The organism is Vreelandella neptunia, assembly GCF_022489065.1.
Classification (GTDB): Bacteria; Pseudomonadota; Gammaproteobacteria; order Pseudomonadales; family Halomonadaceae; genus Vreelandella; species Vreelandella neptunia_A.
The window spans coordinates 115,249-139,385 of record NZ_JAKVTW010000002.1 but is presented as its reverse complement, the minus strand read 5'-3'; the positions used below and the strand labels follow the sequence as shown (position 1 = coordinate 139,385).

Below are 24,137 nucleotides of genomic sequence, written 5' to 3'. Positions count from 1 at the left end.
ATGAGTTAGCGGGTGATGCCGCGGGTCGAACGCTCAATAGAGGCGGCAAAATGCGCGATTTCGGGCAGGTCAAAACAACTGCGCATTTCGGCCAACGCCTGTTCAGTAGTCAGCCCCTGACGATAGACCATTTTATAGGCGGCGGTTAATGCACTAATTGCTTCGCGGCTAAAGCCACGCCGCTTCAAGCCAACTAAATTGAGGCCTCGGGCTTCAGCAGGGTTGCCATTAATCATGATATAGGCGGGCGTATCTTTAGTGATAATCGAACCACCACCGGCCATAGCGTGATCGCCAAAGTGGCAGAACTGATGCACCGCCGCCAAGCCACCGAGAATGACATGATCACCTATAGTGACATGGCCAGCCAGGGTGACCTGATTGGCTAAAATGCAGTCGCTGCCAATGACACAGTCATGGCCAACATGGACATAGGCCATAAACAAATTGCGGGAGCCAATGGTGGTTTCACTGCGATCCTGAACGGTGCCTCTGTGAATAGTGGCCCCTTCACGAATGACGTTATCGTCGCCCATTACCAGTCGCGTCGGTTCGCCTGCGTATTTTTTGTCCTGGCAGTCTTCGCCCACCGAGGCAAACTGAAAGATACGCGTACGCTCGCCCAGCGTGGTGGGGCCTTTAACCACCACGTGCGGGCCAATCACCGAACCAGCGCCGATAGTGACGTCTGCCCCAATGATGCTAAACGGGCCTACCTCAACGTCGTCAGCAAGACGGGCCGTTGGGTCGACCAGTGCAGTAGGATGTATCAAGCCACCTTCCTCTCGGCACAAATAATTTCCGCTTCACAGGCCAACTCACCATCAACGGTGGCTCGACATGCAAACTTCCAGATGCCCCTTTTACCTTTAATAACGTTAGCTTCCAAGGTGAGCTTGTCACCCGGCATTACCGGACGCTTGAAACGCACATTATCACTGCCGACCAGATAATAAACGTAGCCATCAGCAGGCAGTTTATTGACCGTTTTAAAACCAAGAATGCCACATACCTGGGCAAGCGCTTCAAGCACTAACACACCGGGCATAATCGGGTGATGGGGAAAATGACCATTAAAGAACGGTTCATTAATGCTAACGTTTTTATACGCAACGATGGATTCGCCGGTGGTTAACTGCGTTACTCGATCCACCAATAAAAAAGGGTAACGGTGGGGCAAGTATTCGCGAATTTCATTAATATCCATAACCATCGTAGCGACCTCTAAAATGACAAAAAACCTGGAACTCCTGAGGAGAGTCAGGCAAATACCAGCACGCGTGCTGGTTAAAAGGCTGAGGATTATACCGCGCTGCTACCCAGCCTCAAGCCAACAGCGGGTAAATCATTGCGCGACGGCTCAGCCCGATTATTAATCACGTTGCTTTTTTTCCAGTCTCGCTAGCCGTTTAGCGATGTCATCGAGCTGTTTAAAGCGTACGGCATTTTTTCGCCACTGAGTATTGGGCATGGCCCCAGTTCCAGAGGAGTAGACCCCTGGTTCATGGATTGAGTTCGTTACCAAGCTCATCCCCGTTACCTGCACACCATCGCAGATGGTCAAATGGCCAGATAAACCGACACCACCGCCCAGCATGCAGTGTTTACCCACCTTGGTAGAGCCCGCAATGCCCACACAGCCCGCTAGAGCGCTGTGGTCGCCTATGATGACGTTATGAGCAATTTGTACCTGACTATCAATTTTGACGTCATCACCAATTACCGTGTCGCCTAACGCACCGCGATCAATGCTGGAGCAACTACCGACTTCCACGTCATCACCAAGCACAACGCCCCCCAACTGGGCAATTTTATGCCAGCCAGCGCCGTCGTGAGCAAAACCAAAGCCGTCGCCACCAATCACACAACCGCTTTGCAAGATGCCTCGTTTACCAATTACTACGCCATGGCAGAGTGTGACATTGGCATGCAAGCGCGTTGCTTCACCGATAATGCTGTCGGCCCCTATGACGCTCCCTGCCCCAATCACTACGCGGTCACCCAGCACCACGCCGGCTTCAATCACAGCATGAGCCTGGATGGAGACATCGGTGCCTAACGTTACGTTTTCACCCACTACTGCGGTTGGGTGAACGCCAATGACGTCGCGTGCCGGTAATGGATCAAACAGCTGCGATAGCTTGGCGTAACCCAAATAAGGATTATCGATTTCAAGACGCGAAACCGGGCAGTGTTTGCCATACTCAGGGTGTAATAACACTGCTGCTGCCTTCGTCGTCGCCAAATCTTTTAAATAGGCGCGATTGGCTAAAAAAGCCACTTGATCAGGCTGCGCTTCTTTTAGCGTCGCCAGACCACGTATCGGCTGCTGGCCATTACCGCTAATGGCAATGTCCAGGTGGCGTGCAATGTCTGCGAGGGTAAGATGATGAGAAGCGTGCGTCATGGGAGCCCAGGGAAGCTTTGGTGTGGCTTGACCACACCAATCATCGTTTAAAATTAGTTCAAGGTGTCGAAAATCTGTGTGACTTCATCAGTCACATTCGGTAGATCCACCCCTGAGTGCAGTACGCCCTGGGGCTCGACCAACACATCAATACTGTGGCGCTCAAGCACCTGCGCAACCGCCTGTTCCAGCTTCGCCTCAGCGCCTTCTAAAAACTGCTGTTCAGAGCGCTGCTGTGCCTGCATCACTTCCTGGCGCAGCTGTTCAAAGCGGCCGCCTTTTTGCTGTAGCTCACTAATCAATGATTCGCGCTGGGACTGTGCCATGGTTTCGCCTTCGTTCTGAAGACGTTGCTGAAGTTGCTGCAGCTCATTGCCCAGGTTCTGTGCTTCACGCTGTTGATTCCCAATTTGCCCTTCAAGGCTGCTCAGTGATGCCTGTGCAGACTGAGTATTCATTAGCGCCGCGCGCCAGTCCAATACGGCGACTTCTGCGGCGTGGGCAGGCAAAATCATCGCGCCCAACAGGCATACAACCGCTGTCAGTTTACGCATTGTGTTAACTCCTCAGGTCACGCCAGCCGCGCGCCACCATGGCACGCGGTCTAGCAATTTTAAAACGACAGCTCTTTTGAACGTTTGCCTGTAGAACAATTGTCTCTTAGAGCAATCATTCCTTAGAACGTTTGCCCGAGTGAGAACTGGAAGAACTGGGTATCGTCTCCGCTCTCATCGTTCAGAGGCTCGGCGACGCTAAAGGTCAGCGGGCCCACTGGCGTCAACCAAGAGAGGCCAATACCCGCGCTGTAGCGTAAATCACCAAGATCAACACCGGAGTTACACTGCTGGCGGCCTGCGTCTTCTGCAAGCACGTCGTAGCACGAACTCAAGAAAGTGTTACCGCCATCCAGGAAGAGCGATGTTTGCAGCGCACGCTGATCTTCAACAAACGGCATCGGGAAAATGATCTCGGCGCTACCTTCTATTGAAATGTTACCACCCAGGGTGCGATCCCGACCGCCTTCGGTTGCTGGCGTGGTGCGCTGTCCAAGGGTATTCGATGTGAAGCCACGTACTGAGCCAAGGCCGCCCGCGTAGAAGTTTTCATAGAACGGGTAAGGATCATTCCCGCCCAATGTATCGGCATAGCCGACATTGCCGGTAAATTTGAACGCCCAGGTCTCATCATTATTGATCGGGAAAAGCTGCTGAGCCCGCGCGCGCAGTTTGTAATACTCGGCATCGCTGCCCGGCACACCCGTTTCTAACGATAGACGCTGATAGCTGCCGTCCGTTGGCATGATGCCGCGGTTGAGGTTGTTACGCGTCCAGCTAGCGGTCAACTTAAGACTTTGTGCATCTTCGCCCTGATCTTCTACGTAACGGCGAATTTCCGAGGCTGTATCGAAGTAAGTTTTCACCGTAAGATCTTCAAGGCTGGCACCGAAGTTAAGCCGCGACAGCTCGCTAACAGGGTAGCCGAAGTTAATTCCAGCACCATAAGCATCCGTCGAAAACGTCGAGATATCCGAGTCGGCATAATCGGTTTCGCGATAGAAAACATTGTAACCGCGAGAAATTCCGTCCAGCGTCCAGTAGGGGTCGGTAAAGCCGAAGTTGACGCTGGTAAAGGTGTCACTGCGCTGAGCACCCACGTTGACCCGGTTACCCGTGCCCAGGAAGTTATTCTGCGATAGGCCTACGCCGTAAATAACGCCGGCACTTTGCGAGAAACCAACGCTGGCAGAGACCGAGCCAGAGGGCTGCTCTTCGACATTGTAGGTTACATCCAGCAAATCAGGCTCACCGGGTACAGGCTGAGTGTCCACCTCTACCTGGCTAAAGAAACCCAGTCGCTCTAGACGCTGACGCGATTGAGTAATGGCTTCGGTGGAAGCCGGCGCGCCTTCTAACTGCGTCATTTCGCGGCGCAGAACTTCATCTTGAGTAGTGGTGTTGCCGAAGAACTCGATACGACGCACGTAGGCACGCTCGCCAGGATTAACGGCAATGACCAGATCAACCGTTTCACCATCGTCAGCCATTTCAGGCACGCCCTGAATATCAGCGAACGCAAAACCCTCAGCACCTAGACGCTGGCGTAGCGCTTCCGTAGACGTATTGACATCGCCGCGGGAGAAAATCTCACCCTCTTCAACGGTCAGCAGTTGGCGGGCTTCATTTTCGCTGATCTGAAGATCGCCTGCGAAACGAATATTGCCAACGCGATACTGGGTCCCTTCATCGACGTTCAGAGTAATAAAGATTTCGGATTTTTCCGGGCCAATCGACACCTGGGTCGACGTTACATCGAAATTGACGTAACCACGATCCAGGTAGAACGAACGCAGTCGCTCAATATCACCGGAAAGCGCTTCACGGGAGTACTCATCGCTAGAGAACCAGCCGAAAATACGTCCTGGCCGGTCATTTAGCTCGAACACTTCGCGCAACGTTTCATCATCAAAGGCTTCGTTGCCGACAATGTTAATCTGTCGAATCTTGGCCACTTCACCTTCGTTGATATTAATATTGACCTGAACCCGCCCCTCATCAACTTCCTCAACTTCGGTGTCGATGCTGGCACTGTAGCGGCCTTGAGACTGATATACCGCTTCCAGCTCGCGCTGAATCTCTTCAAGCGTGGAGAGCTCCAGCACTTGGCCTTCAGAGAGCCCCGATTCACGCAAGCCATTGCGCAAGTCTTCTTCGGATATCTGATCGTTGCCGCTAATATCTAGCCGCGCGATGGTCGGGCGCTCGACGACTTGAATAACCAGTACATCGCCTTCGCGTGCCAGGGAGACATCGTCAAATAGCCCTGTGGCAAACAAGTCACGGGCAGCAGCGGCCAACTGCGCTTCGCTAACGCGCTCGTTGGCACTTACCGGAAATGCATTGAAGACCGAGGCGGCAGATACCCGCTGCAGTCCTTCCACTCGAATGTCAGAAACATCAAAGGATTGTGCTTGGGCGCCGCTGGCGCCTGCCAGCAAGAGTGCCGCCATTCCAAGGGTCTTGATTTTCATGCAGTCAATTCGCTCGCGTTGGTCTGCCAATCATTCCAGAGAGGCACCATATACATTTGTGCAGGCAGATGACAAGGCATCCTGCGCGCTACACGCGTCATTACCACAGGCGCATCAGATCAAAATAGAGGGCCATCAACATCAGGGTGCCGACCATGGCAAGCCCAATGCGCAATCCAACAGCTTGGGTTTTTTCAGATACTGGCCGTCCACGTACGACCTCCATAAAATAATAAAGCAAGTGACCACCATCGAGCACTGGGATGGGCAGTAAGTTAAGCACCCCAAGGCTGATAGAAAGATACGCTAGAAAGCCGACAAACGCTTCCATCCCAGCACGGGCTGAATCACCAGAGACCTGAGCAATGGTGATTGGCCCTGAAAGATTGGAAGGCGAAATAAGCCCCACCAACATCTTCCGAATAGCGTCAACGGTCAGTAACGTCATCTCACCTGTGCGTGATAATGCTTGGCCTACCGCTTCGATAGGGCCATAACGGATCTCACGCTGAAACGCTGCTGGCCACTCGACTTGCTGAGCACCGGCACCGATATAACCAATCTCCACCCCAGTATCCAGGCTGTTACGCCCTGGGGTTAAATCAACGGTTGCCTGTGCACCATTACGCTCGTAGGTAAGCTGCAGGGTCTCGTTAGGATTACCGCGCACAATATTAACAAAGTGCATCCAATCATCTACTGGCTCGCCATTGACGGCGACCATTGTGTCACCCGCCATTAGGCCGGCTTGTTCCGCTGCTTCTCCACTGACCACTTGGCCTAATATTGCCGGAAACTCCGGTTGCCAAGGGGTAATTCCCAGTGTTTGCAGCGGCTGCGGGGGATCTTGGCGAACCAAATAATCGGTAACAGGTAGTACAAAGCGCTGCACGTCAGTGGCGCCTTCAGAGCGTGCCTCGAAAGCCAACTCGCCACTGAAGCCAATAATAGACACTAGCTTTAGATTTACATCTTCCCAAGAGCGCATCTCATCGCCCTGAATGGCGACAATTTCATCACCATTGGCAAGCCCTGCCTCGGCGGCAGGCGAATCAGGCACAATGCTGCCTACCATTGGCGAAACCACGGTGGTACCCGCCACAAACAACGCCCAGTAGGCAACAATCGCCAGCAGAAAATTAGCGATTGGCCCCGCAGCCACAATAGCAATGCGCTGCCAAACTGTCTTGCGATTAAACGCTTGGTCGAGCTGATCTTCTGGTACCGGCGCCTCGCGCTCATCAAGCATTTTGACATAGCCGCCCAGCGGAATCGCGGCGATCGCATACTCGGTACCTTGGCGGTCAACCCGCGACCATAGCGGCTTGCCAAACCCTACCGAAAAACGCAGCACTTTCACCCCACAGCGTCTTGCCACCCAAAAGTGACCAAACTCATGAAAGGTTACCAACAGGCCCAGCACCACAATGACCGCTAAAATATTCTGTATCAGGCCCACACTGCACTCCTTAACGCCCCGCTCTTAACGACCAGCCCAGCGAATGCTTAAGCGGACCACCTAGTTACCAGTTCCAACGCCTGATGCCGTGCCCATCGATCGGTAGCTAAAACGCTTGCAAGATTGTCGACCTGCCCTTCGTAGGGACGCGATAAAATATCGGCTACCAGCTGTCCAATCGCCGTAAAACCCAACTGACGCTGCAGGAATGCTTCAACCGCAACTTCGTTAGCCGCGTTTAACACAACAGGCGCCATCCCGCCCTGCTGCATCGCTTGACGAGCAAGCCTCAGACAAGGAAAACGGTCTTCATCAGGCGCTTCAAAATCGAGCCGCGCCACTTGAAAAAGATCGAGTGTTTCGACCCCAGCATCAATCCGTTCAGGCCACGCTAGCCCATACGCAATGGGGGTGCGCATATCAGGATTACCTAACTGCGCAATCACCGAACCATCATGATACGCCGCCATGGAGTGAATCACGCTTTGTGGGTGCACCACCACTTGAATCTGTTCGGGCTTAGCATCAAACAACCAGCATGCCTCTATAAGCTCCAGCCCTTTATTCATCAACGTGGCGCTATCTACTGAAATTTTACGTCCCATTGACCAGTTTGGGTGCGCACAGGCCTGCTCGGGAGTAACCTTATCAATATCAGCTTGACTCCAGGTACGAAACGGCCCGCCAGAGGCTGTCAGCATCAGTTGGCTAATACCGTGGCGCGCCAAGCCACCGCGATGCTCCGCTGGTAGACACTGATAGATAGCATTATGTTCGGAATCAATCGGTAATAGTGTTGCGCCCGCCCTTGAAACGGCGTCCATAAACAGCGCGCCGCTCATCACTAACGCCTCTTTGTTGGCCAGCAGCACCCGCTTCCCAGCCTCAGCAGCTGCCAGCGTAGGGAGCAATCCCGCAGCACCTACAATGGCCGCCATCACACAATCTACGCTCGCGTCTCGGGAAACCTCACACAGTGCCTCTGGACCTGCGTTAACCTCGGTTTGTTGGCCGACACGCTTGAGCTCCTGGCGCAGCCAAGCGGCATCAGCTTCATCATCCAGAACGGCGACCGCTGGACGGTGCGTTAAACACTGCGCTAACAAAGCCTCTTTCGAGGTGTGCGCGGTAAGCGCGTGGACGCTATAGCGGTTAGGGTGGCGGCCAATCACATCCAATGTACTGGTGCCGATCGAGCCCGTCGACCCAAGCACCGTCACGCGCTGCATTGCCGCTTGTTGATGGACGGACTGGCTCATAGCGGTTGCACCTGAGCAAATACCTCAACAAGCACTTCCACATAGAACAGCGCAAACAATGGAATTGCCGCAGTGAGACTATCCATGCGATCAAGCACCCCACCATGGCCGGGAAGCAGCTGGCTTGAGTCTTTGATATTGCGGTAGCGCTTAAGCATGCTCTCGAGAAGATCCCCCAGCACAGAGGCCAACGTGACCACAGCGGTGACCAGCATCAGGGTAATGCCGCCCACTAGGCCCAGCGGCAACCACAGCGCAAACAGTATGGCCAGAATAGCAGTCGCCGCTAAGCCGCCATAAACGCCCTCCCAGGATTTGCCAGGGCTTACATGGGGCGCCAATTTACGCTTCCCCCAGTTGCGCCCTACAAAATAGGCGCCGATATCCGCACACCACACCAGCAGCAGCACAAACAGTAACCAAGCCATACCGATATCACGTAGAACGTTAAAGCCCACCCAGCAGGGCAACAGCACCCATAACCCCATCGCCAGTCGTCGCGTGGTTGCTTGCCACTGATGACCTGCAGCAGGGTAGCGGGTTACCCAGTAGAGATTGGCCAGCCAGCCTGCAGCAGCCAGCCAAAGCGGCCATATCGACGTGGCGGCACCGGTCAGCCACATGGCCAGCATTAATGCCGCCATCACGGCCACTAACTGGGCACGTTGCAACGTCCGGGTAACGCTGGCCAGATTAGCCCACTCCCAGGTGGCGAGTAGTACCATCAGGGCCGTAAAGAGCGCAAAGGCGCCGCCGTCTAATCCAAACAGGCCAGCCAACACCAGCGGTGCCAGCCAGGCTGCGGTGATAATCCGCTGTTTAAGCACCTTGCGCCTCTATTTGTTCGTCCGTCATACCAAAGCGACGACGGCGCCGACAAAAGTCGTCTAATGCTGCATCAAACGCTTCCGCACCGAAATCGGGCCATAGCAACGGTGAAAAATGCAGCTCAGCATAGGCCAATTGCCAAAGCATGAAATTAGACAGCCGCTGCTCACCACTGGTACGAATACACAGATCCACTGGCGGCACATCAGCAACTCCCATTGCGGTGTCAAAGCACTCCTCGTCAATCGCGGCAGGCGATAACTCACCAGCCGCCACCTGTTCAGCCAGGGTACGCGCCGCACGGGCGATGTCCCATTGCCCGCCATAGTTGGCGGCAATCACCAAGTGCATACCGGTATTATGCGCGGTTAAGGCTTCTGCACGCTGAATATGCTTTTGTATGGCGTGGGAAAAGCCGCGCTGCTCGCCAATAATCGAGAGACGAACATTACGCTCATTGAGCTTTTTGACTTCGCGCTTGAGCGCCATCAAAAACAGCTCCATCAGCGCGTTGACCTCCGCCGCCGGGCGCTTCCAGTTCTCACTGGAGAAGGCGAACAGACTCAGCGTTTTCACTTCCCGCTCGGCGGCCCGCTGAATCACCGCACGAACGGTTTCTACGCCCGCGCGATGACCACGAACGCCTGAAAGCCCGCGTGCGCGGGCCCAACGATTATTGCCATCCATGATGATAGCAACGTGAGATGGCGGAGCATCCCCGGCCGATGAAGGCGCGCAAGCGTCGTCTGGCTGCTCTTCAGGAAGCTGCGGTGGCGTCATGGATTCTCGCACCAAAAATCAGTCATAAAAAAACCAGCCTGAGTGTGGCAAAACGGGCAGCATAAGCTGCCCGCGGCTGCATAAAACACAGGTTTATACCTGCATCAAATCCTGCTCTTTCGCGACCAACGCCTTGTCGATCTCGGCGATATACTTGTCGGTCAACTTTTGAATTGCGTCTTCACCTTCACGCTGATCGTCTTCGGTAATATCTTTATCTTTTAACAACGATTTGAAATCACCATTAGCGTCACGGCGTACGTTGCGAATAGCAACGCGGGCATTCTCGGCTTCGCTGCGCGCCTGCTTGATGTAACCCTTGCGCGTCTCTTCAGTGAGCATCGGCATCGGCACACGGATCACGTTACCCGCACTGGCTGGATTGAGGCCAAGATCAGAGGTCATGATGGCCTTTTCGATCTTTTGCACCATGCCTTGCTCCCAAGGCGCAATCGTTAGCGTGCGAGCATCTTCAACGTTGACCGACGCTACTTGGCTCAGCGGCACTTGGCTGCCGTAATAGTCCACCGTCACGGCGTCCAGAATGCTTGGGTGAGCACGACCGGTGCGAATCTTATTAAAATTACTGTTCAGCGCCTCAACGCTTTTTTTCATGCGCGATTCGGCATCTTTCTTAATATCGTTGATCACGTCATTCCCCTCTGTATATCAGCGTGCCTTCCTTACCCCCTACTACCATATTCAGCAGGGCACCAGGCTTATTCATATCAAATACCCGCACCGGCATATTATGGTCACGTACCAGGCAGATAGCGGTCAAATCCATAACGCCCAACTTTTGATCCAGGGCGTCATCGTAAGAGAGCTGGTCATACTTCACAGCATCAGGGTGCTTCACTGGGTCTTTATTGTAGACACCATCCACCTTGGTCGCCTTGATAACCACGTCGGCGTCCACTTCAATGCCACGCAAACAAGCAGCAGAGTCGGTGGTAAAGAAAGGATTCCCGGTTCCTGCAGAGAACAGCACCACATCCCCTGAGGTTAAATAGCGAATCGCGGTGCGCCGATCATAATGCTCTACCACGCCGCTCATCGGAATAGCAGACATCACCCGCGAACGAATATTGGAACGCTCTAAGGCATCTCGCATTGCCAGCGCATTCATCACGGTGGCCAGCATACCCATATGGTCACCGGTCACGCGATCCATGCCTGCTTCATTGAGTGCCGCACCGCGGAATAGATTGCCACCGCCAATGACGATACCCACCTGCACCCCAATGCCGACTAACTGACCAATCTCCAGCGCCATGCGGTCAAGCACCTTAGGGTCAATACCAAAATCGTGTTCACCCATTAATGCTTCGCCAGAAAGCTTAAGCAAAATACGTTTGTATTTTGACTTTGAACTCTCAGCTTTGCCTTTGCTGGGTGCTACGTGGGGGGTAGGCTCTTCAACATCACGTGACATGGCATCTCTCCTGAGGCAGACCTGAACACAGGCAGGCGGGGTAGCCCCATTTTATACAGGGGCCGGATACGCGAAGGCGTGCGCTCGCGCGCACGCCATCTTCTTTCTGAAACCTCTGACCTCAGCGACGGCCAGCCTGTTCCATAACTTCTTTAGCAAAGTCGACTTCTTCTTTCTCGATGCCTTCGCCAACTTCAAAGCGCGTAAAGCCAACCACTTCGCCGCCCGCTGCTTTGACGAACTCAGCAACGGTCTGGTTCGGGTCTTTAACAAACGGCTGCTCGGTCAGGCTGTTTTCTGCCAGGTACTTTTTCAAGCGGCCCTGAACCATTTTCTCAGCGATCTGCTCCGGCTTACCCGCCATATCCGGCTGGGCCAGGATAATCGCTTTTTCCTCATCAAGCTGCTCTTGGGGCATATCGGCAGGGTGCGCAACCGCAGGGTTGATCGCCGCTACGTGCATCGCAACGTCTTTCGCCACTTGCGAAGTACCACCAGTCAACACGGTTAGAACGCCAATACGACCACCGTGGACGTACTCACCTACCAAGCCACCGTCAGCAGCGGTTACAACGACAGCACGACGCACGCCGATGTTCTCACCAATTTTCTGAACCAACTGCTCACGAGCAGTTTCCAGCTCGCCAGCCATAACGGCGGCAACATCTTCGCTTTTAGCAGTGAAGAAAGCACCGGCGATTTTGTCAGCAAACGCAATGAAGTTGTCATCACGAGCGACAAAGTCGGTCTCGGAGTTGATTTCAACCATCACACCGTAGCTGCCATCTTCGGCAACACGGGTAACAACAACACCTTCCGCGGCAACGCGATCAGCTTTCTTCGCCGCTTTAAGGCCTGAATTTTTGCGCAGGTTTTCGATTGCAACTTCGATATCACCATCGGTTTCGGTGAGTGCTTTTTTACACTCCATCATGCCGAGACCGGTACGTTCGCGAAGTTCCTTGACCTGAGAGGCGCTAATAGCTGCCATGAGAATTCACCTCTGAAATGGTTCTATGAGAGTTAGACGCAACACAGAGTATAGGCTTGATAAATGACCATCATGTATCACTCTGCCCTATGTCTCTGTATTGCGGTGCCGGTATCACGCTGCCGGCTAATTCGTCCCGACTAGAGGCTTCATCTGTCGTGAGTTATCTATCGCTAGAAATTCACTGTTAGAAACCTGTAGCGGGAAAAAGGGGGCATAGCCCCCTCTCTTTATATCATGATGCGGCAGACCTGCTCACCGCATCCACTGCTGCGATTACTCGGCGGCAGTGTTGTCTTCAGCTGCAGCGGCCTCTTCGGTCACTTCAACAAACTCTTGCGCGTTACCTTCTTTGGCACGACCACACGCATCCGCAATTGCTTTAACGTAAATCTGGATAGCGCGGATAGAGTCATCGTTGCCTGGGATTACGTAATCAACGCCATCGGGGTTGGAGTTAGTATCCACCACGCCGATAACCGGAATGCCCAGTTTGTTGGCTTCGTTGATCGCAATACGCTCGTGGTCAACGTCGATAACGAACAGCGCGTCCGGGAGACCGCCCATGTTCTTGATACCGCCGATAGAACGCTCAAGCTTGTCTTGCTCACGAGTCGCCATCAAGACTTCTTTCTTGGTTAGCTTCTCGAAGGTGCCATCTTCGCGCATGGTTTCAAGATCACGCAGACGCTTAATCGACTGACGGATGGTCTTGAAGTTGGTCAACATGCCGCCCAACCAGCGATGGTTGACGAAGGGCTGACCAGCACGGTTAGCTTCTTCTTTAATTACCTTGCTCGCGCTGCGCTTGGTGCCAACAAACAAAATCTTGTTGTTGGATGCCGCCATCTTCTCGACCACATCGATCGCTTCGTTCAGCGCCGGAAGGGTGTGCTCAAGGTTGATGATGTGAATTTTGTTGCGCGCGCCGAAGATAAATTTGCTCATTTTCGGGTTCCAGTACTTGGTCTGGTGGCCGAAGTGAGCGCCTGCTTTAAGCAGGTCACGCATATTAACGTGAGACATGGTAAAACTCCTCAAACTCGGGTTAGGCCTCCACGCACCCCATGGATCCGACCGTTGACGACGTTAGACGCTGCCAGCGGCACCCGGGACCATGTGCCGGTGCATGTGTGTTTTTAAGGCTTGGTAGTTAAGTGGTGCGCCCCTTAGTGGCACACTACAGATTCATCGCCCCGCCCTTCAGCGTGCTCCCCAGCCAACAAAGAAGCTCGGAATCACGATTGCAGGAAAGCGCGCGGCTTTATACCATAGATCATTGCCAAGATGAAGTCGCACCCCGTTTGACGGTCTTAAATTGCGCCATTCAATTTTCCATTCTGCATCCATATCGAGCATTCATGAACGTTCCTATCAAGACGCCTTCTGAAATCGAACACATGCGCGAAGCCGGGCGCCAAGCGGCTAGCGTCATCGAAATGATCACTCCTCATGTGCAGGCGGGGATCAGCACGGGTGAAATTGACCGGCTCTGCCACGACTATATTGTTAATGAGCTGGGCTCAACCCCGGCGCCACTGAATTACCATGGCTTTCCCAAAGCGACCTGCACCTCACTTAACCATGTGGTGTGCCATGGCATCCCCGACGATGAAAAGTTGCTTAAAAAAGGCGATATCATGAATTTGGATATCACCGTTAAGACGACTGCGGGCTACCACGGCGACTCCAGTGTCATGTTCGTGGTAGGAGAGACGATTCAGGGCGAACGTCTGTGCCGCATCACCCAAGAGTGCCTGTATAAAAGCATCGAGCTGGTGAAGCCTGGCGTGCGCCTGTCTGAACTCGCCCGGGTGATCCAAAAGCACGCCGAAGAGCACGGCTACTCCGTGGTTCGAGACTTCTGCGGCCATGGCATTGGCGCCGAGTTTCACGAGGAACCTCAGTTTCTACACTACGATGGCTACGCGCCGGATGCCGACATTAAGCTCGCAGCAGGCATGTGCTTCACCATCGAACCGATGATTAACGTGGGCGGCTATAAAACCAAAGTACTGCGCGATGGTTGGACTGCCGTCACCAAAGACCGCTCGCTTTCCGCCCAGTGGGAACATACGCTGCTGGTCACCGAGACTGGCGTTGAAGTGCTGACAGCGCGCAGCGATGAAGACTTCAGTTTTTTGCCCAACTGATGCTCCTTCACCACTACCGGTTTGAGCCGGACACCTCGCTTTACGATTTGGACGCTTTTCGCGCTGAGCTTGCCGGTTCGCGCTCCCCGGTGGCCCCCTTTAAAGCCGCCCTGCGCGAGTTACAGGCGCGACTGGACGATCAGTTTCGCGCCGGAGCGGATATTCGCGATCTCGTGCGTGGTCGCGCCTGGTACCTGGATCAGCTATTGGCCATTGCCTGGGCGCAGCACGAATGGCCCGATGACGGCATCGCACTGGTGGCGGTGGGCGGCTACGGCCGTGGTGAATTACACCCTCACTCGGATATCGATCTGCTGCTGCTATTGGAGCAGGATGACGACACCGCTTATCGTGAGCCACTGACCGCCTTTATTACTTTTTTATGGGATATTGGCTTAGAGATTGGCCACAGCGTGCGTTCGCTCAACGACTGCGAACGGGAAGCTGAAGCAGATGTGACGGTGATCACCAACCTGCTCGAATCTCGCCTGATTGCAGGGCCGGAGACGCTGCGCGAAGCGATGCGCGAGCGTCTCAGCGCCGCGCACATCTGGCCTGCCGACCGCTTCTTTGAGGCCAAGTGGCAGGAGCAGATCGCCCGCCACTACCGTTACAACAACTCCGAGTATCACCTGGAGCCGAATCTTAAAAGCTCCCCCGGCGGTCTGCGCGATATCCAGATGATTGGTTGGGTCGCCAAGCGTCACTTCGGCACCGAGCAGTACACCGACATCGTCGCCAACGGCTTTATGAACGACGCCGAACTGCGCATTTTAAGCCAGGGGCAGGCGTTTTTATGGCAGGTACGCTATGCCCTGCATATGCTCACCGACCGCGCCGAAGACCGCCTACTGTTTGATCATCAGCGCACCATTGCCGAAATGTTTGGCTTCCGCGATACGCCTGAGCGCCTCGCGGTTGAGCAGTTCATGAAGCGCTACTACCGCCACGTCACCGCGCTCGCGGGCCTTAACGATATGCTGCTGCAGCATTTCGATGAAGTGATTCTGCGCGGCAAAGAGGCGCTGACCACCGTTAAATTGAACGAGCGCTTTGAAACCAAGGGCGGCTATATTCAAGTGCGCTCGCGCAACCTGTTCCGCGAGCGACCGGCAGCGATGCTGGAGCTATTTCTGTTGATGGCCAAGCATCCCGAAATTGAAGGGGTACGCGCCGACACCATCCGACTGATTCGTGACCACCGCCATCAGATTGACGATCACTATCGGGAAGACCCACGCCACCAGCGGTTGTTCATGGCCATTATGCGCGCCCCTGGCAACGTACCGCGCCAGCTGAGGCGCATGAATCGCTACGGCATTCTGGGCAAATACCTGCCCGAGTTTGGCCGCGCCGTAGGATTGATGCAGCACGATCTGTTCCACATCTATACCGTCGATGCCCACACCCTGCGGCTGCTTAAGTTTCTACACGGGTTCCGCAAACCAGAAGCTAAAGGCGACTTCCCAGTGGCGGCAGCGCTGATGCAACAGTTACCCAAGCTGGATCTGCTGTGGATGGCGGGGCTGTTTCACGATATTGGCAAGGGCCGCGGCGGTGACCACTCGGAAATCGGCGCCCGGGACGTTGAACAGTTTTGCCACCGCCACCATATCTCGCCCCACGACACCAACCTGGTCAGTTGGCTGGTGGAGCACCATCTGCTGATGTCGATGACAGCACAAAAGCGCGATATCAGCGACCCCGACGTGATTCGTGACTTCGCCCTGGTCGTGCGCAATGAAACCCGCCTGGACTACCTTTACGTGCTCACCGTCGCCGATATCAACGCGACCAATCCAACCCTATGGAACGGCTGGCGGGCATCGCTGCTGCGCCAGCTGCATGCCGAGACCAAACGTGCATTGCGCCGCGGCTTGAATAATCCGCCCGACCGTGACGACTGGGTGCGCGAAACGCGTACGGAAGCTCGCTCTCTACTGCAAACCATTGGCGTCAACAGGGAGCAGATTGACCATCTCTGGGAGTCATTGGGAGAAGACTACTTTCTCCAGTACGCCCCCAGTGAAATCGTCTGGCAGACCCAGGGCATACTCAAACACAACCAGTCGCCACTGCCCCTGGTACTGATCAGTGCCCCCACCGCCGACATGGCCGAAGGCGGCACCAAGGTATTTATCCATACCCGCTCGGTGGATGATCTTTTCGCTGCAACGGCGGCCGCCATGGAGCAGTTGGGCCTTTCTATCCACGATGCTCGCATCGCCACTTCCCACAACGACTGGACGCTCAACACCTTTATTGTGCTCGACAGCCACGGCCAGCCTATACGTGACCCGGGCCACATTGAAGAGATGCGCCAGCACTTGGTCGAAGAGCTTGATGACCCGGACGACTACCCGAATATCGTTACGCGCCATACGCCGCGACAGCTCAAGCACTTCAAGGTGCCCACGGAAGTGCTGATTGAGCAGGATCCGGCCAATGAGCGCACGCTGCTGGAGCTAACGGCCCCCGACCGCCCCGGCCTGCTGGCCCGGGTCGGGCGTATCTTCATGGAGCAGGATATCTCGCTTTCAGCAGCAAAGATCGCCACCCTCGGCGAGCGGGTAGAAGACGTCTTTTTCATCACTACCAAGGCAGGCGAACCGCTGACCGACCCCGAGCGTCAACAGCAGCTGCGTGAACGCTTGATAGAGGTATTGGGGGTTTAAGCCTTTCCACAGTCTCGGTTAGGTTTGAGCCTACACCGGGGCTTGCCTATAATCGACGGTTTCCGCCGCCAGCCATCAACGGACACATCATGAACGCCGACCTTGACGCCCTGCATCCCTACCCGTTTGAAAAGCTGGCCGCGCTAAAGGCAGAGCTCACACCACCCTCGGAGCTCACCCACATTCCGCTGACTATTGGCGAGCCCCAGCACGCGCCCTACCCTGCGGCGCTTGAGGCCTTAGTAGCGCACCAATTGGAAATGGCCCGCTACCCGGCGACCAATGGCCTGCCCGCGCTGCGCCAAACCATCGCCAGCTGGGCAAGCCAACGCTTCCAACTGCGCGACCTCGACAGCGAACGCCACGTGGTGCCGGTCAACGGCACTCGGGAAGCGATTTTCGCCTTTGTACAGGCAGCTCTGGATCGGACTCGGCCGGCGAAAGTCGCGGTACCCAATCCGTTTTATCAGATTTATGAAGGCGCGACGCTGCTGGCAGGCGGACAGCCGCTCTATTTAGATTGCACTGCGGAAAACGATTTTCGTCCCGACTTTAGCGCCGTGCCCAGTGCGACGTGGCGCGATGTGCAAATCGTCTTTATCTGCTCTCCAGGCAACCCCACCGGCGCGGTCACACCCCTTGATGAGTTTAAGCAACTGATTGCGCTTGCTGACGAACATGACTTCATTATCGCCTCGGACGAGTGCTACTCGGAGCTCTACCTCAACGAAACAGCCCCACCACCTGGGCTGCTGCAAGCCTGCGCCGAGCTGGGCCGCGACGACTACCGCCGTTGCGTGGTGTTTCACTCGCTTTCCAAGCGCTCCAACCTTCCGGGGCTGCGCTCTGGCTTTGTGGCGGGCGATGCAAGCCTGCTGACGCCGTTTAAGCGCTACCGCACCTACCACGGCTGCGCCATGTCGCTACCACTGCAGCACGCTTCTATCGCTGCCTGGCAGGATGAGCAGCATGTGCGCGCCAATCGCGACGCCTATCGGGAAAAATTCAGTGCGGTCACCGATGTGCTTGCCCCCGTTATGGATTTTCCCAACCCTGAGGCGAGTTTCTACTTGTGGCCTGCAGTGCCGGGTGGCGACGATATCGCCTTCATGCAGAGACTGTTTGCCGAGCAGCACGTTAGCGTACTGCCCGGCAGCCTAATGGGCCGCACGGGTAAAAATGGCGTTAACCCCGGCGCTGGGCGTTTGCGTCTAGCGTTAGTGGCTGAATTAGCACCCACCCTTGAAGCCGCCCAGCGAATCCGTCATCTCGTCGAGCGCGGTTAACTTAACCAACACTCCATGGAGGTCGTATGCTGACGCTGTATATCATCGATACCTGCGATACCTGCCGCAAAGCGCGTAAAGCATTGGATGAGAAAGCGCTGCTGTATAAAACCCACGATCTGCGCAAAGATGGTCTCTCTGCTGCGCTGTTGGAGCATATTTTAAATCGCGTGCCGCTGGTGGAGGTCATTAACAAACGCAGCAAAACCTGGCGCGAGCTTTCTGATGGCGAAAAAGATTACGACGCCAACTCGGCCCGCCAACTGCTGATGAAGCACCCCACGCTGCTTAAGCGACCACTGCTGGAAGTCAGCGAATCAACCATTTTAGTCGGCTATCGAGATGGCGATTACGACAAACTGAGCGGGTAGACTATTACTCCCTCTTTCTTTATCGCTTTTATCTAGAACCTATCACCACAGGACACCCTCTTATGCTGAGCTTTGCACTTGGAATCGGCACCCAAAACACTCAGGGCGACTGGTTGGAAATCTATTATCCAGCCCCGCTGCTCAACCCACCAGCAAGCCTAGTGGAAGCTGCCCAACAGGCCCTGGACGCCCCCCAAGGCAACGCCGCGATTAGCTTTTTGCCGGAAGACTGCACACGCCTGGCCAAAGCGTTAGAAGCTGCGGGGCACTCTACCCAGGCAGAGCTTGCTGAAGCACTTTCCGCTAGCCAACGCCCGCTGGTTGCCATGTTTCTGGACACCGACCAGCCACCGCAAACCGCGCCAGAGGTGTACTTAAAACTGCACCTGCTGTCGCACCGACTGGTCAAGCCCCACGGCCTCGACCTTACTGGCATGTTTGGCCTACTGCGCAATATTGCCTGGACCAACGAAGGCGCGATCGATATTGAAGAGCTACCCGCACGCCGGCTGAAAGCGCGTATGGCGGGCCGCGCACTCTCCGTGGACTGCGTCGACAAATTCCCCAAGATGACCGACTACGTGGTACCTACCGGCATCCGTATTGCTGACACAGCACGGGTACGTCTAGGCGCTTACCTGGGCGAAGGGACGACCGTGATGCACGAAGGCTTCGTCAACTTCAATGCGGGTGCTGAAGGCCCCGGCATGATTGAAGGCCGCATCTCGGCGGGTGTGATGGTTGGCAAAGGCTCCGACTTGGGCGGTGGCTGTTCAACCATGGGCACGCTCTCCGGGGGTGGCAATATCGTTATTAAAGTGGGTGAAGGTTGCTTGATCGGCGCCAACGCGGGTATCGGCATTCCGCTGGGTGACCGCTGCACGGTAGAAGCAGGGCTTTATATCACCGCTGGCTCCAAAGTGACCCTGCTCGACGATCAAGGCCAGGAAGTGAACACAGTCGCCGCCCGCGAGCTGGCCGGCCAAGACGATCAGCTGTGGCGCCGCAATTCCCAGAATGGCCGCATTGAGTGCTTGACCAATAAAAGCGCTATCGCCCTGAACGAGGCGCTGCATGCGCACAACTGAGCCTGAAGAGCTATCGCCAACGCTCACGCTCGCCTTTGAGCTGCTCAGCCGGGCCTCGGTAACGCCGGACGACGAAGGCTGCCAGGAACTCATGATCGAGCGCTTAACAGCGCTCGACTTTCATATTGAGCGACTGCCGTTTGGCGATGTGAAGAATTTTTGGGCCATACGTGGCCATCATGGCCCCGTGGTGGCCTTTGCTGGCCACACCGACGTAGTGCCCAGCGGCCCCTATACCAACTGGCAGTACCCACCGTTCGAGCCCTGCATTGATGATGAGGGCATGCTGTGCGGACGCGGCGCTGCGGATATGAAAGGTAGTCTGGCATCAATGCTGACTGCCGTTGAGCGCTTTGTGGCTAATCACCCAGAGCATGATGGGCGCATCGCCTTTCTTATTACCTCCGATGAAGAGGGCCCTGCGGTGGACGGCACTCGCGCGGTGGTGGAGCATCTGCGCGAGCGCAATGAGCGTCTCGACTACTGCATTGTCGGCGAGCCATCTTCGACCACGCGCCTAGGCGATGTGATCAAAAACGGACGCCGCGGCTCGCTGGGGGCTACCCTGCATATTAAGGGCGTGCAGGGCCACGTGGCCTACCCGCACTTAGCCCGCAACCCCATTCATCAGGCGATGCCAGCGCTGGATGCGCTAGTCAACGAGCACTGGGACGCGGGCAACGACTTTTTCCCGGCCACCAGCTTTCAGATTTCCAATCTACGCGCGGGAACGGGCGCCACCAACGTGATTCCTGGCGATGTGGAAGTGGTGTTTAACTTTCGTTTCTCCACCGAGGTGACCTCTGATGAGCTCAAAGCGCGCACGGAGGCCATTTTAGACCGGCATGAATTGGAGTATCAGGTAGATTGGACGCTCAACGGTGAGCCGTTTTTGACCGCGGAAGGCGCGCTTGTTGATGCCGCCATTAAAGGCGTTCAAGCGGTTACCGGCGAGCGCCCGACGCTCTCTACCAGCGGCGGCACCTCGGATGGCCGCTTTATTGCCACACTGGGCGCCCAGGTAGTTGAACTAGGCCCTCTCAACGACACCATCCATAAGGTCAATGAGCGCGTTCGCGCAAGCGACCTGGACGACTTAAGCCGGATTTATGAAGCGACGCTGCAAGCGTTATTCACACCCGGCGAGGTAAACGTATGATGGAGCGTTATCCCGATATTGAGATTTACTTGGCCAGCGTCTCGCTTGATGCCCTCAATGAGTGGCTAAAAAACACACTAATAGCGCCCCCGCTTAGCCCCGCTGGTAAAGGGCAATGGAAAACCCGAGGCCAATACCAGGGTGACTGCGTGCCGGTATTGCTGGTAGACAAGGCCGCCGATGGCTTTGCCAGCCTATGGTTTGATAGTAATCACACTCCTTGGATAACGGACCAGGATTGCGCCCAGCAAGCAGCGGAAGCCCTTCAGACCGAGGTGCGTTGTTCGTTAGGCGGCTGGCATCCCGGCGATGACCCTGACCGTTTCTGGCAGGTATTTCCCGACGGCAAAGAGGGTGCAATAGAGTGGCCAGATTCTGGCCGCTAACACGCTCCTTATAACGCAAACGACCCCGCCAAGGCGGGGTCGTTTACTATCAACAGTCACTACTAGGCTGACGATACCATGTCAGCCCTTAAGCTTACTCAATAATGCTCACATCATCGGCCTGCAAACCACGCTCATTTTTAATCACGTGATAACGCACAATTTGGCCTTCTGCTAGCATACGCGGGCCACGACCACGGATGGCGCGAAAGTGTACAAACACATCTTCGCCATTATCGCGGGTTATAAAACCGTAGCCTTTGTTGGTATTGAACCACTTTACTTCACCCTCTTCACGGCCATCATTGGGATCGATGATGTCTTCTTCCTCATCATCATCCATAGGAGCCGCGGCTTGAGGTTGACGCGATGCTGGCTTAGGACGCGCCACCACATCAGGCGCCACAACTACTGAGGGCGCAAAAGCAGCAGATGCTAATGTGCCAATACAAAGAACAATAAAACACCCTATGGCCACGGCAATATAGACACCACTAACACCGCTGATTGCCAACTCGGCCATCCACAGCTCGGCGAGGGCACTATCGGTTAAATGAACAATCCCCGCCAACAGAAGTGGCGTAGGGGCGGCTAGTAATACACTGATTAAGAAACAGCGAAACACAACTTTTGGATTCATAGAAAAAAAAAGCTCTCTTGTTGTATGGGTAACAGACGAAGGACAATACCTGCACTATCAGGCCCATTCCCAATAGCACCGGCATACTACTACATAAGGTTGCAATGATATCATGACCCACGAATTATCGCCTGCTGACCTGGCTCAACGTCTTGAATCTTTAGAGAGCCGCTTAGCCCATCAAGAGCACTGGCTGGACACCCTGGATCAAGCAGTGGTTCAGCAGGAGCGCCGCCTGGAAAAACTTGAGCAACTTAGTGGCCTGATGCGCGAACGCCTGCGTGAGCAGCACCAGGCACTGCAATCAAACGAGACTCAGGGCGGCCAGCGCCCTGAGGATGAACTACCACCCCACTACTGAGCTGGCGATAGCCCCAATGCGACTAATTGATTAGCCGCCAGCAACGAGCATTCAAACGCTTAGCTGCCAACAACGCTCGCAGGGTCGTTACTTTCCAACCCAAAGGCGTCTGCCACTGCTTGATAAGTCACTTGGCCTGCGTGCACGTTAAGGCCCGGTAGAAAGTGCGGATCGTCACGTAACGCCTGCTGCCAGCCTTTATCCGCCAGCGCGAGCACAAACGGCAGCGTAGCGTTGGTCAGTCCCTGGGTAGACGTACGCGCGACCGCGCCGGGCATATTGGCCACGCAGTAGTACACCACCCCATCGACGATATAGGTCGGCTCGGCGTGAGTGGTGGGCTTGCTGGTTTCAAAACAGCCGCCCTGATCTATCGCTACATCGACCAGCACGCTGCCAGGCTTCATATCCGCCAGCATGGCGCGGGTGATTAATTTAGGCGCAGCGGCACCGGGCACCAGCACTGCACCAATAATCATATCCGATTCGCGGGTGGCAATTTCCAGCGCGTCAGCGGTGGAGTACACCGTCTTGATGCGCCCCTGATAGCGATCATCCAACACTTCCAACCGCGCCAGGGATTTATCCAGAATGGTGACCTCTGCGCCTAACCCCAGCGCCATACGAGCCGCATTTTCACCTACCACACCGCCACCAATGACAGTGACTTTACCCGGCGCCACACCGGGCACGCCGGGCAGCAGCACGCCTGCCCCGCCCTGGGCTTTCTCCAGGCTGTGAGCACCGGCTTGAACAGCCATTCGACCGGCTACGGTGCTCATAGGGGCCAGAAGCGGCAAGCCGCCGCGGGCATCGGTCACCGTTTCATAGGCGATGCAGGTGGCACCGCTCTCCATCAGCCCACGGGTTAGGGGCTCTTCGGCGGCCAGATGCAGATAGGTAAACAGCGTGTGCTGCGGGGTGAGGCGCGCCACCTCATCCGGCTGCGGCTCTTTTACCTTGAGGATTAGCTCGGCATTGCGCCACAAAACCTCTACATCGGCTTCTATCTGCGCACCGGCGGCTTGGTAGTCAGCATCATCAAAGCCAGCACCTTCACCGGCGCCCGCCTGAACGCTTACCTGATGGCCACGCCCGGCTAACTCCCGGGCGCCGGTCGGCGTTAAGGCTACGCGATATTCGTGGTTTTTAATCTCTTTGGGGACGGCGATTTTCATTGCTTTTTTCCTGTGCTTTTAAAAGGTCAGCAGTCTTGTTACGCAAATTACAGCACAGCGAACGTTGACCACCACCCCAGAAACGCAAAACAAAAAAAACGCCGGTTAAGGCGTTTTTTAGGAGAAAAATCTAGCGACTGCCGGTTCTGCACGAAAAATTCCACTTCATACTATGTCACTCCACAACAACCGCGCCGCCGTAAATGCGCCGATACTCCTCAGGTAAGCGCTTGGGGCGCCCCGAGGTGAGCGCCACACAGGCAAAGCGAGTGCGCGCATTCAGCAGCGTTTTCGCATCGCTTACGCGTATTAGCTGAAAACGCCGCGTTAAACTGAAACGCTCATCACAATCGACAATCCAGGTCGCCAACTGCAGCTCATCACCCACAAAAGCGGGCGCGAGGTAATCCAGCTCGTGACGGTGCACCACCATGGCGCGATCAAGCTCGCGGTAACGCTCAATTGACAAGCCGAGGACTTCAGAGTGCGCCCAGCTAATCTGCTCAACCCAGCGCAGGTACTCGCTGTTGTTAACGTGGTGATACGCATCTATCGACTCATCGCCTACGCGGATATCGATCACAAAAGGCTCGGGCAGCACCCACTCCATCGCTTAGCTCCTCAGTACCCTGCTTACTCTCTACTCTACCCGT

At 55.3% G+C, this 24,137-nt stretch carries 25 protein-coding genes; 8 read left to right on the top strand and 17 right to left on the bottom strand.

From position 1 onward, the window contains the following. Positions 1-5 precede the first annotated feature (5 nt). The 14 genes from lpxA to MLE19_RS04775 all read right to left on the bottom strand — a co-directional run bounded on the left by lpxA (position 6) and on the right by MLE19_RS04775 (position 13,546). Positions 6-773: an acyl-ACP--UDP-N-acetylglucosamine O-acyltransferase gene (lpxA, locus tag MLE19_RS04840; RefSeq protein ID WP_240716941.1), complete on the bottom strand. Its 768-nt coding sequence runs from the start codon at positions 771-773 to the stop codon at positions 6-8. Continuing rightward, complete coding sequence (gene fabZ / locus MLE19_RS04835; RefSeq protein ID WP_240716940.1) at positions 770-1,213, bottom strand: 3-hydroxyacyl-ACP dehydratase FabZ; 444 nt, start codon at positions 1,211-1,213, stop codon at positions 770-772. Before fabZ ends, lpxA begins: the two co-directional genes overlap by 4 nt. Positions 1,214-1,372: 159 nt before the next feature. Beyond that, a complete protein-coding gene (gene lpxD, locus MLE19_RS04830) occupies positions 1,373-2,407 on the bottom strand; it encodes a UDP-3-O-(3-hydroxymyristoyl)glucosamine N-acyltransferase (protein ID WP_240716939.1) in 1,035 nt (344 codons plus the stop codon). Positions 2,408-2,460: 53 nt separating this feature from the next. Continuing rightward, the gene (locus MLE19_RS04825) at positions 2,461-2,961 is read right to left on the bottom strand and encodes an OmpH family outer membrane protein (protein WP_240716938.1); all 501 of its coding nucleotides are present in this window, start codon (positions 2,959-2,961) and stop codon (positions 2,461-2,463) included. A gap of 122 nt (positions 2,962-3,083) precedes the next feature. Further along, the gene (bamA, locus tag MLE19_RS04820; RefSeq protein WP_425356798.1) at positions 3,084-5,435 is read right to left on the bottom strand and encodes an outer membrane protein assembly factor BamA; all 2,352 of its coding nucleotides are present in this window, start codon (positions 5,433-5,435) and stop codon (positions 3,084-3,086) included. 100 nt (positions 5,436-5,535) lie between these two features. Then, positions 5,536-6,894, bottom strand: coding sequence for an RIP metalloprotease RseP (rseP, locus tag MLE19_RS04815; RefSeq protein ID WP_240716937.1), 1,359 nt, complete (start codon positions 6,892-6,894; stop codon positions 5,536-5,538). Positions 6,895-6,941: 47 nt separating this feature from the next. Then, positions 6,942-8,153 (bottom strand): 1-deoxy-D-xylulose-5-phosphate reductoisomerase, encoded by a 1,212-nt coding sequence (gene ispC, locus MLE19_RS04810; RefSeq protein ID WP_240716936.1) that lies wholly within the window; start codon positions 8,151-8,153, stop codon positions 6,942-6,944. Next, a complete protein-coding gene (locus MLE19_RS04805) occupies positions 8,150-8,980 on the bottom strand; it encodes a phosphatidate cytidylyltransferase (RefSeq protein WP_240716935.1) in 831 nt (276 codons plus the stop codon). The genes ispC and MLE19_RS04805 overlap by 4 nt, the downstream gene beginning before the upstream one ends. After that, positions 8,973-9,761: a polyprenyl diphosphate synthase gene (uppS, locus tag MLE19_RS04800; protein ID WP_240716934.1), complete on the bottom strand. Its 789-nt coding sequence runs from the start codon at positions 9,759-9,761 to the stop codon at positions 8,973-8,975. Before uppS ends, MLE19_RS04805 begins: the two co-directional genes overlap by 8 nt. Positions 9,762-9,854: 93 nt before the next feature. Then, positions 9,855-10,412 (bottom strand): ribosome recycling factor, encoded by a 558-nt coding sequence (frr, locus tag MLE19_RS04795; RefSeq protein ID WP_240716933.1) that lies wholly within the window; start codon positions 10,410-10,412, stop codon positions 9,855-9,857. Position 10,413: 1 nt separating this feature from the next. After that, positions 10,414-11,196: a UMP kinase gene (gene pyrH / locus MLE19_RS04790; RefSeq protein WP_240716932.1), complete on the bottom strand. Its 783-nt coding sequence runs from the start codon at positions 11,194-11,196 to the stop codon at positions 10,414-10,416. 121 nt (positions 11,197-11,317) lie between these two features. Continuing rightward, positions 11,318-12,187 carry a translation elongation factor Ts gene (gene tsf / locus MLE19_RS04785; RefSeq protein WP_240716931.1) on the bottom strand — a complete coding sequence of 290 codons (870 nt, stop codon included), beginning with the start codon at positions 12,185-12,187 and terminating at the stop codon, positions 11,318-11,320. 276 nt (positions 12,188-12,463) lie between these two features. Then, positions 12,464-13,213 (bottom strand): 30S ribosomal protein S2, encoded by a 750-nt coding sequence (gene rpsB / locus MLE19_RS04780; RefSeq protein ID WP_240716930.1) that lies wholly within the window; start codon positions 13,211-13,213, stop codon positions 12,464-12,466. Positions 13,214-13,390: 177 nt separating this feature from the next. Continuing rightward, positions 13,391-13,546, bottom strand: a complete 156-nt coding sequence (locus MLE19_RS04775; RefSeq protein WP_240716929.1) for a hypothetical protein — start codon at positions 13,544-13,546, stop codon at positions 13,391-13,393. 2 nt (positions 13,547-13,548) lie between these two features. Here MLE19_RS04775 and map point away from each other — a divergent pair, with 2 nt between their 5' ends. The 7 genes from map to MLE19_RS04740 all read left to right on the top strand — a co-directional run bounded on the left by map (position 13,549) and on the right by MLE19_RS04740 (position 21,305). Next, on the top strand, positions 13,549-14,340 hold the full coding sequence (map, locus tag MLE19_RS04770) for a type I methionyl aminopeptidase (RefSeq protein WP_240716928.1): 792 nt from the start codon (positions 13,549-13,551) through the stop codon (positions 14,338-14,340). Beyond that, the gene (locus MLE19_RS04765) at positions 14,340-17,015 is read left to right on the top strand and encodes a [protein-PII] uridylyltransferase (protein WP_240716927.1); all 2,676 of its coding nucleotides are present in this window, start codon (positions 14,340-14,342) and stop codon (positions 17,013-17,015) included. The genes map and MLE19_RS04765 overlap by 1 nt, the downstream gene beginning before the upstream one ends. 89 nt (positions 17,016-17,104) lie before the next feature. Beyond that, positions 17,105-18,301: a succinyldiaminopimelate transaminase gene (dapC, locus tag MLE19_RS04760; protein WP_240716926.1), complete on the top strand. Its 1,197-nt coding sequence runs from the start codon at positions 17,105-17,107 to the stop codon at positions 18,299-18,301. 26 nt (positions 18,302-18,327) lie between these two features. Further along, the gene (locus tag MLE19_RS04755; protein ID WP_240716925.1) at positions 18,328-18,672 is read left to right on the top strand and encodes a Spx/MgsR family RNA polymerase-binding regulatory protein; all 345 of its coding nucleotides are present in this window, start codon (positions 18,328-18,330) and stop codon (positions 18,670-18,672) included. A gap of 62 nt (positions 18,673-18,734) precedes the next feature. Beyond that, the gene (gene dapD / locus MLE19_RS04750; RefSeq protein ID WP_240716924.1) at positions 18,735-19,760 is read left to right on the top strand and encodes a 2,3,4,5-tetrahydropyridine-2,6-dicarboxylate N-succinyltransferase; all 1,026 of its coding nucleotides are present in this window, start codon (positions 18,735-18,737) and stop codon (positions 19,758-19,760) included. Further along, a complete protein-coding gene (gene dapE, locus MLE19_RS04745; protein ID WP_240716923.1) occupies positions 19,747-20,919 on the top strand; it encodes a succinyl-diaminopimelate desuccinylase in 1,173 nt (390 codons plus the stop codon). Before dapD ends, dapE begins: the two co-directional genes overlap by 14 nt. Next, complete coding sequence (locus MLE19_RS04740; RefSeq protein ID WP_240716922.1) at positions 20,916-21,305, top strand: hypothetical protein; 390 nt, start codon at positions 20,916-20,918, stop codon at positions 21,303-21,305. The genes dapE and MLE19_RS04740 overlap by 4 nt, the downstream gene beginning before the upstream one ends. A 94-nt stretch (positions 21,306-21,399) precedes the next feature. On the opposite strand, the gene MLE19_RS23005 is transcribed toward MLE19_RS04740, so the two are convergent. Continuing rightward, positions 21,400-21,945 carry a cold-shock protein gene (locus tag MLE19_RS23005; protein WP_276322333.1) on the bottom strand — a complete coding sequence of 182 codons (546 nt, stop codon included), beginning with the start codon at positions 21,943-21,945 and terminating at the stop codon, positions 21,400-21,402. Between the two features lie 112 nt (positions 21,946-22,057). On the opposite strand from MLE19_RS23005, the gene MLE19_RS04730 reads away from it, so the two are divergent. Beyond that, positions 22,058-22,306: a SlyX family protein gene (locus tag MLE19_RS04730; protein WP_240716921.1), complete on the top strand. Its 249-nt coding sequence runs from the start codon at positions 22,058-22,060 to the stop codon at positions 22,304-22,306. Between the two features lie 59 nt (positions 22,307-22,365). Here MLE19_RS04730 and ald read toward each other — a convergent pair whose 3' ends face one another. Both ald and MLE19_RS04720 read right to left on the bottom strand, forming a co-directional pair. Continuing rightward, entirely contained in the window at positions 22,366-23,484 is a 1,119-nt protein-coding gene (ald, locus tag MLE19_RS04725; RefSeq protein ID WP_240716920.1) for an alanine dehydrogenase, read from the bottom strand. A 175-nt stretch (positions 23,485-23,659) separates the two neighbouring features. After that, positions 23,660-24,094 (bottom strand): acyl-CoA thioesterase, encoded by a 435-nt coding sequence (locus MLE19_RS04720; protein WP_240716919.1) that lies wholly within the window; start codon positions 24,092-24,094, stop codon positions 23,660-23,662. Positions 24,095-24,137 lie beyond the last annotated feature (43 nt).